At 67.6% G+C, this 13,871-nt stretch carries 14 protein-coding genes; 8 read left to right on the top strand and 6 right to left on the bottom strand.

What is annotated here, in order from left to right; translation table 11 throughout:
• The first annotated feature begins 231 nt into the window (after window positions 1–231).
• Both AB0N24_RS11605 and AB0N24_RS11600 read left to right on the top strand, forming a co-directional pair.
• Window positions 232–684: a DapH/DapD/GlmU-related protein gene (locus tag AB0N24_RS11605; protein ID WP_364123919.1), complete on the top strand. Its 453-nt coding sequence runs from the start codon at window positions 232–234 to the stop codon at window positions 682–684.
• A 158-nt stretch (window positions 685–842) separates the two neighbouring features.
• Window positions 843–1,619 (top strand): hypothetical protein, encoded by a 777-nt coding sequence (locus tag AB0N24_RS11600; RefSeq protein ID WP_364123917.1) that lies wholly within the window; start codon window positions 843–845, stop codon window positions 1,617–1,619.
• Window positions 1,620–1,661: 42 nt separating this feature from the next.
• Here AB0N24_RS11600 and AB0N24_RS11595 read toward each other — a convergent pair whose 3' ends face one another.
• Complete coding sequence (locus AB0N24_RS11595; protein WP_364123915.1) at window positions 1,662–2,246, bottom strand: histidine phosphatase family protein; 585 nt, start codon at window positions 2,244–2,246, stop codon at window positions 1,662–1,664.
• A 397-nt stretch (window positions 2,247–2,643) separates the two neighbouring features.
• Between AB0N24_RS11595 and AB0N24_RS11590 the strand changes: the two genes are divergently transcribed.
• Window positions 2,644–3,816, top strand: coding sequence for an ABC transporter substrate-binding protein (locus AB0N24_RS11590; protein ID WP_364123913.1), 1,173 nt, complete (start codon window positions 2,644–2,646; stop codon window positions 3,814–3,816).
• A gap of 117 nt (window positions 3,817–3,933) precedes the next feature.
• Here AB0N24_RS11590 and AB0N24_RS11585 read toward each other — a convergent pair whose 3' ends face one another.
• Window positions 3,934–4,929, bottom strand: coding sequence for a Gfo/Idh/MocA family oxidoreductase (locus tag AB0N24_RS11585; protein WP_364123911.1), 996 nt, complete (start codon window positions 4,927–4,929; stop codon window positions 3,934–3,936).
• A gap of 1 nt (window position 4,930) precedes the next feature.
• The gene (locus AB0N24_RS11580; RefSeq protein ID WP_364123909.1) at window positions 4,931–6,133 is read right to left on the bottom strand and encodes a Gfo/Idh/MocA family oxidoreductase; all 1,203 of its coding nucleotides are present in this window, start codon (window positions 6,131–6,133) and stop codon (window positions 4,931–4,933) included.
• Window positions 6,134–6,239: 106 nt separating this feature from the next.
• Here AB0N24_RS11580 and AB0N24_RS11575 point away from each other — a divergent pair, with 106 nt between their 5' ends.
• Window positions 6,240–7,271 (top strand): LacI family DNA-binding transcriptional regulator, encoded by a 1,032-nt coding sequence (locus AB0N24_RS11575; protein ID WP_364123907.1) that lies wholly within the window; start codon window positions 6,240–6,242, stop codon window positions 7,269–7,271.
• Window positions 7,272–7,315: 44 nt separating this feature from the next.
• Here the strand turns inward: AB0N24_RS11575 and AB0N24_RS11570 are convergent, their stop codons facing one another.
• Window positions 7,316–8,545, bottom strand: coding sequence for an MFS transporter (locus tag AB0N24_RS11570; protein ID WP_364124085.1), 1,230 nt, complete (start codon window positions 8,543–8,545; stop codon window positions 7,316–7,318).
• A 222-nt stretch (window positions 8,546–8,767) separates the two neighbouring features.
• On the opposite strand from AB0N24_RS11570, the gene AB0N24_RS11565 reads away from it, so the two are divergent.
• From AB0N24_RS11565 to AB0N24_RS11555, 3 genes are all read left to right on the top strand, one after another.
• Complete coding sequence (locus AB0N24_RS11565) at window positions 8,768–9,190, top strand: hypothetical protein (protein WP_364123905.1); 423 nt, start codon at window positions 8,768–8,770, stop codon at window positions 9,188–9,190.
• 95 nt (window positions 9,191–9,285) lie between these two features.
• The gene (gene trmB, locus AB0N24_RS11560) at window positions 9,286–10,275 is read left to right on the top strand and encodes a tRNA (guanosine(46)-N7)-methyltransferase TrmB (protein WP_364123903.1); all 990 of its coding nucleotides are present in this window, start codon (window positions 9,286–9,288) and stop codon (window positions 10,273–10,275) included.
• A 6-nt stretch (window positions 10,276–10,281) separates the two neighbouring features.
• The gene (locus AB0N24_RS11555) at window positions 10,282–10,677 is read left to right on the top strand and encodes a hypothetical protein (protein WP_364123901.1); all 396 of its coding nucleotides are present in this window, start codon (window positions 10,282–10,284) and stop codon (window positions 10,675–10,677) included.
• A 9-nt stretch (window positions 10,678–10,686) separates the two neighbouring features.
• Here AB0N24_RS11555 and AB0N24_RS11550 read toward each other — a convergent pair whose 3' ends face one another.
• Both AB0N24_RS11550 and AB0N24_RS11545 read right to left on the bottom strand, forming a co-directional pair.
• On the bottom strand, window positions 10,687–11,133 hold the full coding sequence (locus AB0N24_RS11550) for a hypothetical protein (RefSeq protein ID WP_364123899.1): 447 nt from the start codon (window positions 11,131–11,133) through the stop codon (window positions 10,687–10,689).
• A 71-nt stretch (window positions 11,134–11,204) separates the two neighbouring features.
• Window positions 11,205–12,773, bottom strand: coding sequence for a hypothetical protein (locus tag AB0N24_RS11545; RefSeq protein ID WP_364123897.1), 1,569 nt, complete (start codon window positions 12,771–12,773; stop codon window positions 11,205–11,207).
• 321 nt (window positions 12,774–13,094) lie between these two features.
• Between AB0N24_RS11545 and AB0N24_RS11540 the strand changes: the two genes are divergently transcribed.
• Window positions 13,095–13,853, top strand: coding sequence for a DUF1206 domain-containing protein (locus AB0N24_RS11540; RefSeq protein ID WP_364123895.1), 759 nt, complete (start codon window positions 13,095–13,097; stop codon window positions 13,851–13,853).
• Window positions 13,854–13,871: the final 18 nt, after the last annotated feature.

Genomic DNA, 13,871 nt, shown 5'->3' with positions numbered 1-13,871 from the left:
GCGCCAGGAACTCCACCGTGGGGCTGGCGTCCTGACAGATCGTTGTCATTCGCGGTCACCCTGCACCTCCTTGTGGGAAGCCTGAGCCCTTTGAATGAATAACCATCGGAAGGGCCTACATGTTCCGGAAAACTGATCCGCAGAGACGAATTTCTGCGCGGAATGCAGGTCGCGTTTCGGGTGTTAAAAGGAGTGTCTGATGGTATGTAGCTCCGGACTGACAGGAAGGTAATGAGCAGGAAAATCGAGACCGTTGAAGACGACGCCGGGAAGGTCATCACCTACCACCGGCACCCCAACGGTGGCGGTCTGATCGGGCGTGGTGCCGAGGTGCACGAGACGTCGTTCATCCGTTCGAGTGCCTATGTGGAGGCCGGCGCCCGGGTGGAGTCGGGATGCCGGGTCGGCGGCGGCAGCTGGATCGACCGGCAGGCGCGTATCGGCCACCGGGTGGTGATTGGTGACGCGGTGTACGTCGGGCCGGGAGCCGTGGTCGGTAACCGGGTCCATATCGGCAGCCACTCCCGGATCGGGGCCGGCGCCGTCATCGCCCACGGGGTCCGCCTGCATGGGGACACCACGGTCGCGCAGGGCAGCCACGTAGCGGCCAGAAGCAAGCCGCCGGCAAACTCGTCATCACAGTTCCGTTCGGACGGCAACCGTAAGGTGCGAAAGGCTGCCTGACCGGCGCCCTAGGCTGCGCCTGCCAACAATGCGCGCCCCGGAGACGAAGTCCAAGTCGGGCCGAAAGCCTCTCGTGAGCCGCACCCGAGGGCGACTAGTTTGGGTCATAGTCACCAGCCGCGTAGGCGCAGCGGAGACCATGAAAGCGAGGACGCGTGATGGGCAGCGCAGGGGATCCTGATGGCGAGCGGGGTCGCGACGGGGCGGGAGATGACGTTCCCGAAACTCCGGGCCCAGCGGATAGCCGCGCTTCTAACCGCGGAGTTGACGACGGCTTCTACGAAGAATCCGACGGCGGCGTCCCCTACGTCGAGGACGCCGGCGGCCCGGTGGAACTTTTCTTTCCTGCAGACCCGGCCGCCGCTATCCGTGAAGCCGTGGTTGCCCGCGAAGAGGAGCGGTTCGGCGGCATTAAGATCGGCTCGGCCTTCTTCGGCTGGCTGACCGCAACCGCAATTGCTGTTCTGCTGGTAGCTGTGGTTACGGCAGCCGGCCGGGCCGGTTTCCTGGCCGGCACGGAACTTATCGCCCAAGCTGGGCAGGCATCATCAGGCGGAGTGGCAGCTTCGATCACGCTCGTGTCGATCCCGTTCCTCGCCTATTTTGCGGGCGGCTACGTCGCAGGACGGATGGCGCGCTTCAACGGCATCGGCCAGGGGCTCATGGTGTGGTTGTGGACCGTGATCTTGGCGGCGGGTGTGGCCCTGTTGGCGATTGTTGGTGGCGGGCAACTCAGTGTCCTGGCCACGCTCAATAGTTTCCTCCGCTTCCCCCTGGGCGACGGCCAGCTGAGTACGAGCGCCGTCATCGCAGCCATAGCTGTGGCTGCATCAGCTCTGCTCGGCGCCGTGCTGGGCGGCATCGCCGGAGTTCACTACCACCGAAAGGTGGACCGTGCAGGATTCGCGCCGACGGAGGGGTACTACCAGCCCTAGTTTGAGGGCCTACCGACCCTGGTAGTAGGGCCGCGGCGCGGGTCAGCCCTGGACGGCGGCCACGACCCGCTCGCCGTTGAAGTATTCGAGCTGCCAGCCATCTACGTCGTGGTGGTGGGCCAGGTTGAGCGCGGCGTTCTCGACGCTCTGCAGAGTTCGGCCGATGGCGCGGCTGAGGCTCACCCGGATAAGCGTGCCGTGGGCGACGACCAGGACGCGGCGGCCGCGGAATTCCTCGGCCAGCATTTCCAGTGCGCCCAACCCGCGGGAGGCTGCCTCGTCCTCGCTTTCGGCGCCGCGGAAACCACCGGGCGTCCGCAGTGCGTCCAATTCGGGGCCGGCCTGCAGTCCCTCCGCGGGCCCGAAGCTGCGCTCGGTGAGCGCCGGCACGCGCCTGGTCACGCTGAGCCCGAGCCCGGCGGCAATCAGGTCGGCGGTTTCCGCGGCACGGCTCAGCGGCGAGGACACGATCGCATCCCATTCGTGGCCGGACAGGAAGGAGACCGCGTCGTTTGCCTGGCCGCGGCCGACGTCGTTCAGCGGAATGTCGGTGGAACCCTGCAGCCGGCGCTGCGCATTCCAGTCCGTCTGGCCATGGCGGACGAGGGCGAAGGTCGTAAGGGTCATGCTTTCCATTGTGCCCTGACAGCGGGCGGGCTCCGAAAACGGCGGGTACGAAAGACGGCCGTCACATTGGCCGGCGCACGTGAACCGCCGCGTGACGCCGCGTGACGTTTCGGCGCTCAGCACCGCCTTTTCAGGGCCGCAGATGACGCTGCGAGTCACCCCGTTACTGCCGATGAACGCAGGAGTCGCGGGGCATTGTTTCCGCCGGATGCCGGACCGTAATCTCAATCCAAGCGCTGGGACCGGGGCACCGGACAAGCTCCACAAGAGCAACAGGCCCGGCAGCTGGCCCCTCACGGAGGGCGGCACGAGACTGCCGCCGCGAGCCTCCGTTCCCACGACTGTTGTCGGGCGGCGACCCTTTTTACCGGGCTGCCCCACTCTTGAAGGAATCCCCATGTCATCGCATCAGAACCCCGAAGGATCCACCCGCATCGTTGCGGGCCAAACGGCCAAGCCAAAGCGCAAGCGTGCCCTCGGAATCGGCATCGCCGCAGGCCTCGTAGCCCTGATAGCCGGCGGCGCGGCAGTCGCGTCGAACCTCAACCGCGGCACCGAAGCACAGCCGGCGGCCGCCGTGGCCGCCGCCCCCGCCGCGGAACTCAAGCTCGGCTACTTCGGCAACGTCACCCACGCCCCTGCCCTGGTGGGGGTCAAGGAAGGCTTCATCGCGAAGAGCCTGGGCGGGACGAAGCTGAGCACGCAGGTGTTCAACGCCGGCCCCGCCGCAATCGAGGCGCTGAACGCCGGCGCGATCGACGCCACCTACATCGGCCCGAACCCTGCGATCAACTCGTTCGTCAAGAGCCAGGGCGAGTCCGTCAGCATCATTGCCGGGGCCGCGGCCGGCGGCGCGCAGCTGGTGGTCAAGCCCGAGATTAGCTCCGCGGCGGAGTTGAAGGGCAAGACCCTGTCCACGCCGCAGCTGGGCGGAACCCAGGATGTGGCGCTGCGGGCCTGGCTGGCCGGGCAGGGCTACAAGACCAACACCGACGGCAGCGGTGATGTGGCGATCAACCCGACCGAGAACGCTCAGACGCTGAAGCTGTTCCAGGACGGCAAGCTCGACGGCGCGTGGCTGCCCGAGCCTTGGGCCTCCCGCCTGGTGCTGCAGGCCGGCGCGAAGGTCCTGGTCGATGAGAAGGACCTGTGGGACGGCTCGCTGACCGGCAAGCCCGGCGAGTTCCCCACCACCATCCTGATCGTGAACAAGAAGTTCGCCGCCGAGCACCCGGACACCGTCAAAGCCCTCCTGAAGGGCCACGCCGAGTCCGTGAAGTGGCTCAACTCCGCTGCTGCGGACGAGAAATCCACCGTCATCAACGCTGCCCTGAAGGACGCGTCCGGCGCCGAGCTGAAGCCTGACGTCATTGAGCGGTCGCTGAAGAACATCGTCTTCACGGTGGATCCGCTGGCCGGAGCCTACAAGAAGCTGCTGCAGGACGGTGTGGACGCCGGCACCACCAAGCAGGCGGACATCAACGGCATCTTCGACCTCACCGCCCTGAACAGCGTCACCGCCGAAACCGGCGGAGACAAGGTCAGCGCCGCCGGCCTCGGCAAGGACTAAGTCAGGCAAGGACTGAACCCGAAGGACTGAACAAAGCGCACCGAAAAAGCAGAGGCACCTGCCGGGATTCCCGGCAGGTGCCTCTGGCGTTCCGTAGGGTGGCTCCGGCGTCAGCGCTCAGTACTCGACCTTTTCGGTCCTGCCGCTGTGCAGGGACCGGGTGGCTGCCTCGGCAATGGCCTGCGCCTTGAGCCCGTCCTCCAGTGAGGGCGCCGGCGCCGAACCGTCCTCCAGGGCGGAAATGAAGTGCGAGAGTGCGGCCGCGTAGGTGGGCTGAACCCGTTCAAACCAGCCGGGGTGCAGGCCGTCGTCGATGACCTGCCCTGCCCGGTAGCGGGACACGGCGCCGGTGCGGCGGCGCTGGGTCTCCGCCATCCCCTCGGAGCCGAACACCTCGATGCGCTCGTCGTAGCCGTAACTGGTGCGCCGGATGCTGTCGATCTGCACCAGCGCCCCGGTGGGGAGGCGGAGCGTCACGGCGGAGGTGTCGACGTCGTCGTACTCGGCAAGACGCGGTTCCGCCAGGGCGGAGCCGACGGCGGACACCTCCACCGGGTCCTGCCCCGTCAGCCAGCGGACCAGGTCGAAGAAGTGCACCGCCTGGTCCCGCATCTGGCCGCCGGATGCGGCGATGTAGGACAGCGGCGGAACCGCCGGTCCGCGGGTGGACATCTGGAGGAGTTCGACGTCGCCCACTTCCCCCGCGCCTATGATCCGTTTGAGTTCGACGTAGTCTGGGTCAAAGCGGCGGTTGAAGTCGATCATCACGGGGACGCCCTGTCCGGCCGCGTGCGCCGCGGCCTCCCGGGCCTGGCGCAGGTTCAGGTCGATCGGCTTTTCGCACAGGACCGCCAGGCCGGCGTCGGCCGCGCGGACCAGGTGCCGGGCGTGGGTGTCCGTGGACGAGGCGATGAACACCGCATCAACCTGGCCGGGGTCGAACACCTCATCCAGATCGCTGACTGCCTTGGTGCCGTGGGTCTCCGCGAGCGCCGTAGCCCGTTCATGGTCGATGTCGTAGATGCACGAAAACTGGATCCCCCGGTGCGCGGCGAGGTTGGCGGCGTGGACGGAGCCGATGAAGCCGGCTCCCAGGAGGGCGAAGCGCTGCATGTCAGATTCCTGCTTTCTGGCTGGATGCGCCGGGCTGGATGGACGCCCCTGGCGAGACCCAGGCGGAATCGCCGTGGTGGGAAGCCGCCACAGCTTCGACGAAGCGGACGCCGATGAGTCCGTCGCGGCCGGTGGCAATGGTCAGTTCCCGCGACGGCAGCGGTGTGCCGTCGCGGCGGGCACGCAACTCGTCGGCGAGGTCGCGGTAGAAGTTTGCGAAAGCCTCGAGGAAACCCTCCGGGTGCCCCAGCCCCACCCGCGTGAGGCGGGTGGCGTCTTCGGAAAGTGTGCCCAGGCCGTGGGTGAGCACCGTGGTGGCGCCGTCCAGGTCCCGGACGGTGAGGTGGTGCGGATCCTCGTGCTGCCATTCCAGGCTGCCCTTGTCACCAAACACCCTGATGCGCAGGCCGTGGTTGTGCCCGGTGGCGGCCATGCTCGCCCACAGCCGGGCGGGCACTCCCCCGGTCAGCTCCATCTCCACGGTGGCGTGGTCGAAGACGCGGCGGCCGGGCACCAGGGTGCTCAGCCGGCCGGACAGTCGGTCCGCGTCCAGTCCCGTGATGTAGCGCAACAGGTGGTAGGCGTGGGTCCCGAGGTCCCCCACAACGCTCGGGAACCCGGCAACCCCCGGATCGGTGCGCCACCGAGCTTGTTTGTGGCCCTGCAGTTCGAGCGGCGAGGATGCCCACCCGGAGGCGTGCTCGACGTCGGCGAACGTCACCGTGCCCAGCTCACCGTCCCGGACCATCCGTGCCGCGTGCCGGACCATCGCGTACGCGGGGTAGCAGTGGGGGACCGCCAGGAAGGCCCCGTTCCCGTCGGCAAGGCGCACCAGTTCGGCAGCGGTGTCCGAGGCCTGGGTCAGCGGCTTCTCGCACACCACCGAAATGCCGGCTTCAAGGAAGCTGCGGGCGATCTCGAAATGGCTGTCGTTGGGCGTGGCGACGACCACGACGTCGGCCCCGTCCGGCCGGGCAGCCTCCGCTGCTGCCATTTCCGCGTAGTCACGGTAAGCCCGATCCTCCGAAATGCCCAGCTCTGCGGCCAGGGCCAGGGAACGCCCCCGGTCCCGGCCGAAGACGCCCGACGTCAGTTCGAACTGGTCGTCCAGCCGCATGGCATAGCGGTGGGTCTTGCCGATGTCCGCTCCGGCCCCGCCCCCGACCATTCCTGCGCTCAGCCGGCGTGTACGCGGTTCACTCATGCCATTCCCTTCGATTTTGGACAACTGTTGGACCGGTCCATAATGGTGTGGGAAGGAGGCGCTAGTCAACCCCTTATGCTGAGTTGGGACCGAGAGGAGAAGCAGCATGGACAGTTCGCCCGCCTTCGGGGACCAGCCGCACCGGCCCACCATTCGGGACGTCGCGGAGCGGGCCGGGGTTTCCAAGTCGCTTGTGTCTTTGGTGCTGGGCGGATCGTCCAGCGTGAGCCCCGGCCGCCGCCAGGCCGTGCAGGACGCGATGGCCGAGCTCGACTACCGGCCCAACCAGCTGGCCCGCGGACTTTCCAGTCCGCGCAGCGGAACTATCGGCGTGCTGCTCAACGACCTGCGCAATCCATGGTTCGTGGAACTGCTCGAGGGGCTGACTGCCTCACTGCACTCGGCAGGAGTCTCTCCGGTCCTCGTCGATTCGTACACGGACCACAGGGTTGGCCGGCATTCAGTGGAGACCCTGCTCGAGCAGCGCATCGACGGCATCGTCGTCGTCGGCACCACCACGGAAACCGCCGCACTCAGGGCGGCGGCCAGGAGTGTCCCCGTGGTCCTCGCGGGAACACGTGAGCCCGACCTGGACAGGACCGACATCGTGGTCAACGACGACGAAGCGGGCGCGCGCCAGGCCACCGGGCACCTGATCTCCCTGGGCCACCGGCGCATCGCGCACCTTCAGGGGCCGGGCCGGATCGCCGAGCTGCGGAGGGAAGGGTATGAATCCTCCATGCGCGCCGCCGGGCTTCAGCCGCTGGTGGTGGCCGGCGGTATGAGCGAGGAAAGCGGCTACGACGCCACTCAAAGGCTGCTGGCCCGCACGGAACGCCCCACCGCCATCTTCGCATTCAACGACATCGCCTGCATCGGAGCACTGTCGGCGGCCGCCGACCAGGGGCTCAGCGTCCCGGACGACCTCTCGCTGGTGGGCTACGACAACACCTACCTCGCCAAGATCCGGCACCTGTCCCTGACATCGGTGGACAACGGCAACGTCGCCGTCGGACTGCAGGCCGGCAAGTTTATCCTGGAGCGGCGGGAACACCCGGAGCTGCCGCAGCGGCTGCATCTGGTTGCCACGCAGCTCGTCGTCCGGGGGTCCACCGGCCACGCCCCGGCTAAGGGCTAACCGGCCGGCATCCCGCGCACACCGGGGCTACCCGCCGTCGAGCATCACCCGCCGATGAAACGGTCCTGTCCCGCCCTGTATCCGAATACCGCGGCGAGCGCTCCCACCACGAGGAACAGCACGCCGGCAGCGGCGAAGGAGCCGGTGGCCTGGTGCAGCTGCCCGACCATTAGCGTGCCCGTGGAACCGAGTCCGTAGCCCACGCCCTGCATCATGCCCGACAGGTGGGCGGCCGTATGCCCGTCCCTTGTCCGCAGCATGATCATGGTCAGCGCCACCGCGGTCAGGCTGCCCTGCCCGAGGCCCAGCAGCCCGGTCCAGACCCAGATGAAGTCGAGCGGCCCGAAAATGCTCAGCGCGAACCCGCCGCCGGTCATCAGCGCCACCACCATGTTGATCGCCCGCTGGTCGCGGAACCGTGCGGCCAGCGCCGGCGCGAAGAGGGACCCCAGCATCTGCAGCACAATGGAGGCGGAGACGATCAGCCCGCCCGTCCCGCCGTCCACTCCGCGCTCCCGCAGGATGGGTGCCAGCCAGGCGAACACGCTGAAGGACATCATGGCCTGCAGCACCATGAAGATGGTGACCTGCCAGGCGACCGGCGAACGCCACACGTTGACGCCGTCGGCAACGGCCTGGTGCCGCGGGTGCCGCTGCCGGACAGCCAGCGGAAGGAACAGGAAAAGTACGACGGCGGCGGGCAGCGCCCAGAACCACAGCGCCGCTGTCCACTCCCCCGACGCGGCGAACACCGGGTAGGTGAAGCCTGCGCCCAGGGCGGCCGAGGCGCAGATGGCGGTGGTGTACAGCCCGCCCATCAGCCCCAGCCGGTGCGGGAAGTCGCGTTTCACCAGCCCCGGCAGCAGCACGTTGCAGAGGGCAATGGCGGCGCCGCAGGCCGCTGTTCCGGCAAGCAGTGCGGGCAGGTGGCCGGCGTCCGGCAGTTCAACCGGGCGGAGCAGCAGGCCCGCGGTAAGCACGGCCATGGCCCCCAGCAGCACGCGCTCGGCGCCGAAACGCCGGGCGAGCACCGGCGCCAGCGGGGCGAACACGCCCAGCAGGGTCACCGGCACGGTGGTGAGGACCACCACCGCCCAGCCCGGCAGGCCGGCGTCGGACCGTATTTCCGGCAGGACCGCGGCGAAACTGGAGAACACGGTCCGCAGGTTCAGCCCGATCAGCACCAGGCACACGCCAAGGTAGACCAGCCCGCGGGGTCCGCTGACGCGGGTGGGCTCGGCGGCGGGCAGCTCGTCGACTTCGGCGTCCACCAGCGTGCCGGAAGTGTCCCTGCGGACGCGGGCGGGCGCTGTTGTTTTCGGGGCAGCGTTCCTGGCTGCGTTCGCGGCTGCGTTGTTGGCTTCGGTCACCGGCCCATTCTCGCAGGAGTTATCCACATAGGGCCGAATCCCGGCTGCGGCCCCGGCCGGGCGTCCCTAGTCTGGACTGACCACGTCCTGCGCCACAGGACCCGCATATCCGGCACAGGGGGAACCATGAGCTTTCCGCAACCGAACGTTTCACCTGCCGGGTCACCGCCTGGTCCGCCGCCCGCCCAGCCGCCCGCCCAGCCACGGCGCCGCGGCGGCGATGGTGCAGGCACCACCAGCCTGGCTTTTAGTCTCATCGCGCCCGCGAGCATGATCGTAACCGCCCCCATCAGCCTCTTGACGGCACTGTTTACGAGGCCTGATGAAGGCACCGGTTCTCTGATGTGGGTTGCCCCGCTGGTCCTGTGGAGCCTCCCGATGATTTTTGGACTGCTGGCAGTGTCTTTGGGCGTCGCTGCAGTCCGGGGATCCCCGCCCGGATCTAACAGCTGGACGGCCGCCGCCGCCAGCCTGTGGATCTCCGGGCTGCAAGTGGCCGCCGCCATGGCGCTGGTACTCCGGAACGGGGATTTCATGATTCTGTTCTGACCGCGCCGGTCCCCGCCCCGGGCCGGCTCAGGCCCCAGGCCGGCCCAGGGGCCGCGGGCCCGGCTCCCCTGACGATCTCCACTATTCTGGAAATGATGAGTGAATCCCCAGAAACCCCCGACCCGACGCACGCGCAGACGCCGGAAGCAGCACCGGAATCTGCCCCGTCGCCGGACGCCGCTCCGGAACAGCAGCAGGCAGCCCGCCCGGTGACCCCCGGCACGCAGGCTTCGTTCGGCACCTACGGCGGCCGGCCCGTCAGCTTTGTGCGCCGCGGAACCCGCCTGCAGGGCCGCCGGCAGCTGGCCTGGGAGGAGCACTCGGACCGCTGGGCGGTTGACGTTCCGCGGCACATCGCCAACACCTCCGTGCACCCGGACTACGTCTTCGACGCCGCGGCAGAGTTCGGCCGTACGGCGCCCCTGATCGTGGAGATCGGGTCGGGCCTGGGCGACGCCGTCTGCCACGCCGCCGAGGAGAACCCGGGCTGGGACTTCCTGGCCGTGGAGGTCTACACCCCGGGCCTGGCCAACACCATGATCAAGATCAACAGCCGCAAGCTCAGCAACGTCCGCGTGGTCGAGGCCAACGCGCCGGAGGTGTTGGCCACCATGCTACCGGCGGGGTCCGTCAGCGAGGTCTGGGTCTTCTTCCCCGACCCGTGGCACAAATCCCGCCACCACAAGCGCCGCCTGATCCAGCCCGAGTTCGCCGCGCTCGTTGCCACGGCGCTCAAACCCGGCGGCCTGTTCCGTGTGGCCACGGACTGGTCCAACTACGCGGTGCACGTCCGCGATGTCATGGCCGGCTCGGCCGACTTCGTGAACCTGCACGACGGCGAGCGCAGGGGCCCCGAAAGCCCCCTCACCCAGGTGTGGCAGTCTGGGGTCGAGTCCCTGGTGGGCGGCGCGCCCGTCAAGGAGGGCCGCGCCCCGGTCAGCACCGAACACACGGGCCCGAACGAGGGCGTGGACGAGACCGGCGGCTGGGCACCGCGGTTCGAGGGGCGCATCCGGACGAGTTTCGAAAACAAGGCCCACGAGGCCGGCCGCCTCATCTTCGATCTGTGCTACCGGCGGCTATGATGCAGCATGGCTTCCGCACAGCCCGCGACCCAGCAGCGCCGCTCCGCTGACTCCCGCGGGCTGGCGGCCGGCATTATCAGCCTGGCGTCCGCCGTGCTGGCACCGGTTGCGGCCATGTTCAGCCTGTCCACGTTCATCATGGCCGCCGCCGAACCCCTCCTGGCCAACGTCCCCGTGCGGGACACCAGCGGGTACTGGGTCATGCTCATTGTCCTGGCGGGCATGCTGGCGGGGCTGGTCCTGACCTCGGTCATTACGGGAATCGTGGCCATCAAACGGTCGGCCCGGATGAGCGCCGGGCGGATTACGGGGCTGCTTGGCCTGGCGTTCACCGCATTCAACCTGACGGGCGGCCTCTGGACGTGGGCCGGCGTTGCCGGGACCTGGTTCACCTTCGGCTAAGCAAGGGCGTCAGCTCACCTGGATGGCGCCGACCACGTCTTTGAGCAGCCCGAGCCGCGGCTCGAGCTGCGGGTCAACGTACGGCCAGATGACCACCACGCCGATGAAGCGGCCCTTTTCCCATACCCCCACGGTGGCGGCCGCTTTCGCGTCGCCCCGCGCATCGTCATAACCGACGACGACGGCGTACGCGGCTTTGCCGGGAAGGTTCAGTTCGCCCTCGGTCAGCAGGTTTCCGCCGCGCTCGTCAAGGTAATGGCTTGCCATCAGGTGTGCCCAGCCGTTGGCTTGGGCCGGGCCCTCAACGGAGGCGTCATCCGTGATGACCGTGACCAGGACGTCCCCCAGCAGACCGTACTGCTCGGTGTTAGGACCCGCGGTGGAGTCGTCCAGGACCAGGGTGTGGTCGGGGAAGTCCGCCGTGAAACCGAGCGGGGATTCGATGTGAACTGTCATGGCTGGTGGTTGCTCCTTCAGCGGTAACGCAATTTTGTTGGGAAGGCGGCGTTTATGGGCAGGCGGCGGACTTACAGCCGGGACAGCTTGGTGTCGTTCGGAACCTTCTGGTAGGTGCTGACGTTGGTCGTGACCTGGTTCTCCGTGCTGACCTTGACCTCGCCGGCCTTGATGTCGAATCCGGCCTCGTTGGACGCCGTGACCACAGTGTTCACCTGGACGGTGGCCGAGCCCGCCTCGTAGAGCCTGGCGGCGTCCTGGGCGGCTGCCCCATTGTTCCCCAGGGCCACGTTCTTCATGTAACTGTCGATCAAGGCGCTGTTCTCCGGCGTGTAATCGATGTCGATCTTAACCGAGCCCTGGGTACCTGCCGTGACGCTGGATTCGATGTTGGCCGCCTTGACGTCCATGCCTTCCTTGACGCCCTGCGCCACAGTGCCCTCCATGGACAGCGACACCGAACTGATGTTGTTGTCCTTGTCCATGTTGAGCTCCAGCCCGCCCTTGCCGGAGGCCTCGAACGTCCGCCCGTCCAGGTCCAGGTTGCCTTCTGCGGAAACCTCCACGCTGCCCTTGGACGTTCCGTCGGTCAGGTTCTTCTCATAGGCCAGTTCCAGCTTCGCGGAACCGGCGGCATCGGTGGACTCGGCCCCCGCCTCCAGGCTCAACGATCCCTTGGCTTTGTCCTCGTGGCCGCTGGAGCCGTTATCCGAGGCCGCCTCGTTCAGGGTGTCCAGGATGTAGTCCGGCGGGTTTCCGGCCACGTCCTTGATCTCGCCCACGCTGTCCGGCGGAAGGTCCTCGTACATCTGGTTGCGGGCAGCCATGGCCTCTTCGACGCTGTCGAACGTGTACTCGCGGGCCACTTCGCCCGTGAGCGTGGCACCGGCGGACCCCGTGGCGTCGTTCACGCCCAGGCCCATGTTGCCGTACACCTTCACAGTGGCCGAGCCGTCCGCGTTTTCCTCCACTTCGGTGCCCACCTCGGCGCCGCCGTGGACCCAGAGGACGCGGGCCTCGATGGACGCCTTGCCCGTCTCCGTATAGACGGGAATGTCCTCCTTGGCCAGCTCCAGCAGGTGCTTCCGGGCCAGGTCCTGCGCGGACTCGGGGATCCCGCCGTCCATGGCCATCAGGTCCTTGGCCAGCGGACCGTCAGGGCCCTCCCCCTCGATAAGGTACTTCCTGTCCGACGCGGAGAGGCTGTCCCACCATTTGGCCTGTTCTTCGGGGCTGGCTCCGGACATCTTGTCCAGTTGGTCCTGGAGGTCCGCGCGGTGCTCGGCGGCCTCGCGGGCGGCCTCCAGCTTTTCCTGCAACCAGTCCTTCATCTGCTCGAAAAGCCCGCCCTGCCCCGCATCCGTGCCGCCCGAACCGGCCTCCGAAGATTTTTCCTGCTCCGCGGCATGCTGCAGCAGGACCTTGGAGTTCTGCCGGAGGCTTGCCACCACCCGCTCCAGGCTCGGGCGGTGGCTTCCCGTCCATTCCTGCCGGAATCGCTCGCCGTCGCTGCCCTTCCAGGGAGCTGCGAGAATCTGGCTCTGCAGCGAGGAAGCACTGGTGCTGAGCAGCGACGCAGCCTTGTCTGCGGCTTTGGCCAAGGCGCGAAGCTGACTGACGTCAGCACCGTAAAAGGTCATCGTGTGTCTCCCCAGAGAATGGTGCCGTCGCGAGGGTGGCGGCTGGTCCACATCGTGCCATGTCACTACAGGGCGCGCCATGGGCATCACTCCCCATATGGCCCAGCGGGATCCCTGTCCAGCGTGCACGGCGCCGGAAAGGGACAGCCGAAAAGCTGCCGGAAAGGGAGCTGTTCCGGATCCGGTTCCCGTGGCACGATTGGCGTTTAACACCACGGCGGGACAAGCCCGCGGCCACGAGAACTGCGCGAGGAACCGGACATCAAAAAAGAACTGAGAGAAGCCGCCGGCACGGCTGAAGAAGTCACCAATTCACGGCCGATGGAGATCATGGCCCGCGCCGGATTCGCCGTGAGCGGCCTCCTTCATTTCCTAGTGGGTTCCATCGCCATCCGGCTGGCCATGGGCGGGCAGGGCCACGCGGATGTCAGTGGTGCCGTGCAGGAACTGGCCAGCCAGCCGGCCGGGCCCATCCTGTTGTGGAGCAGCTTCGCCGCCTGCGTGGCCCTGGCCATCTGGCAGGCCAGCGACGCGATTTTCGATTACAGCCACCTGCCCAAAAAAGAGAAAATCGGCCGGAAGCTCAGGGCTGCCGGGCAGGCCGTGGTTTTCGCCGCGTTCGCCGTCACGCTGGCCTCGTTCGCCATCGGAACGGGCAAGGACAACAGCCAGTCCACCAGCGACTTCACCATCGCACTGATGAAGGCGCCCGGCGGTGTTGCGCTGCTGATCGTCGTCGGCGCCGCGGTTGCCATCACAGGGATTGTGTACGGGATCCGGGGCGTCCGTAAGTCGTTCGAAAAGAACCTCAGGATGCCTGCCCCGGGCCCCACGCGCACGGCTGTCACAGTCTCGGGCGTGGTTGGCTACGTGGCGAAGGGCTTTGCGCTCCTGCTGGTGGGCCTGCTGATTATCATTGCCACCGTCCGGGCGCACCCGGAGGAATCCACCGGGCTGGACGGCGGGTTGAAGGCCCTGCGAGACCAGCCGTTCGGGGTGTACCTGCTGGCCGCCGCCGGAATCGGCTTGATCTGCTACGGGGTGTATTCGATGATGCGGGCCAAACTGGCCAAAATGTAGCCGCCTTCGTTCGTCCGG

This window comes from Arthrobacter sp. NPDC093128, assembly GCF_040683875.1.
In the GTDB taxonomy this organism is placed as follows: Bacteria; Actinomycetota; Actinomycetes; order Actinomycetales; family Micrococcaceae; genus Arthrobacter.
Note: the sequence above shows the minus strand (reverse complement) of the source record. Positions and strands in the feature narration are given on the sequence as shown.

Bases quoted from the DNA above. Each gene is read 5' to 3' on its own strand.
- AB0N24_RS11605 (WP_364123919.1), top strand. From the start codon at position 232: ATGAGCAGGAAAATCGAGACCGTTGAAGACGACGCCGGGAAGGTCATC.
- AB0N24_RS11600 (WP_364123917.1), top strand. From the start codon at position 843: ATGGGCAGCGCAGGGGATCCTGATGGCGAGCGGGGTCGCGACGGGGCG.
- AB0N24_RS11595 (WP_364123915.1), bottom strand. From the start codon at position 2,246: ATGACCCTTACGACCTTCGCCCTCGTCCGCCATGGCCAGACGGACTGG.
- AB0N24_RS11590 (WP_364123913.1), top strand. From the start codon at position 2,644: ATGTCATCGCATCAGAACCCCGAAGGATCCACCCGCATCGTTGCGGGC.
- AB0N24_RS11585 (WP_364123911.1), bottom strand. From the start codon at position 4,929: ATGCAGCGCTTCGCCCTCCTGGGAGCCGGCTTCATCGGCTCCGTCCAC.
- AB0N24_RS11580 (WP_364123909.1), bottom strand. From the start codon at position 6,133: ATGAGTGAACCGCGTACACGCCGGCTGAGCGCAGGAATGGTCGGGGGC.
- AB0N24_RS11575 (WP_364123907.1), top strand. From the start codon at position 6,240: ATGGACAGTTCGCCCGCCTTCGGGGACCAGCCGCACCGGCCCACCATT.
- AB0N24_RS11565 (WP_364123905.1), top strand. From the start codon at position 8,768: ATGAGCTTTCCGCAACCGAACGTTTCACCTGCCGGGTCACCGCCTGGT.
- trmB (WP_364123903.1), top strand. From the start codon at position 9,286: ATGAGTGAATCCCCAGAAACCCCCGACCCGACGCACGCGCAGACGCCG.
- AB0N24_RS11555 (WP_364123901.1), top strand. From the start codon at position 10,282: ATGGCTTCCGCACAGCCCGCGACCCAGCAGCGCCGCTCCGCTGACTCC.
- AB0N24_RS11550 (WP_364123899.1), bottom strand. From the start codon at position 11,133: ATGACAGTTCACATCGAATCCCCGCTCGGTTTCACGGCGGACTTCCCC.
- AB0N24_RS11545 (WP_364123897.1), bottom strand. From the start codon at position 12,773: ATGACCTTTTACGGTGCTGACGTCAGTCAGCTTCGCGCCTTGGCCAAA.
- AB0N24_RS11540 (WP_364123895.1), top strand. From the start codon at position 13,095: ATGGAGATCATGGCCCGCGCCGGATTCGCCGTGAGCGGCCTCCTTCAT.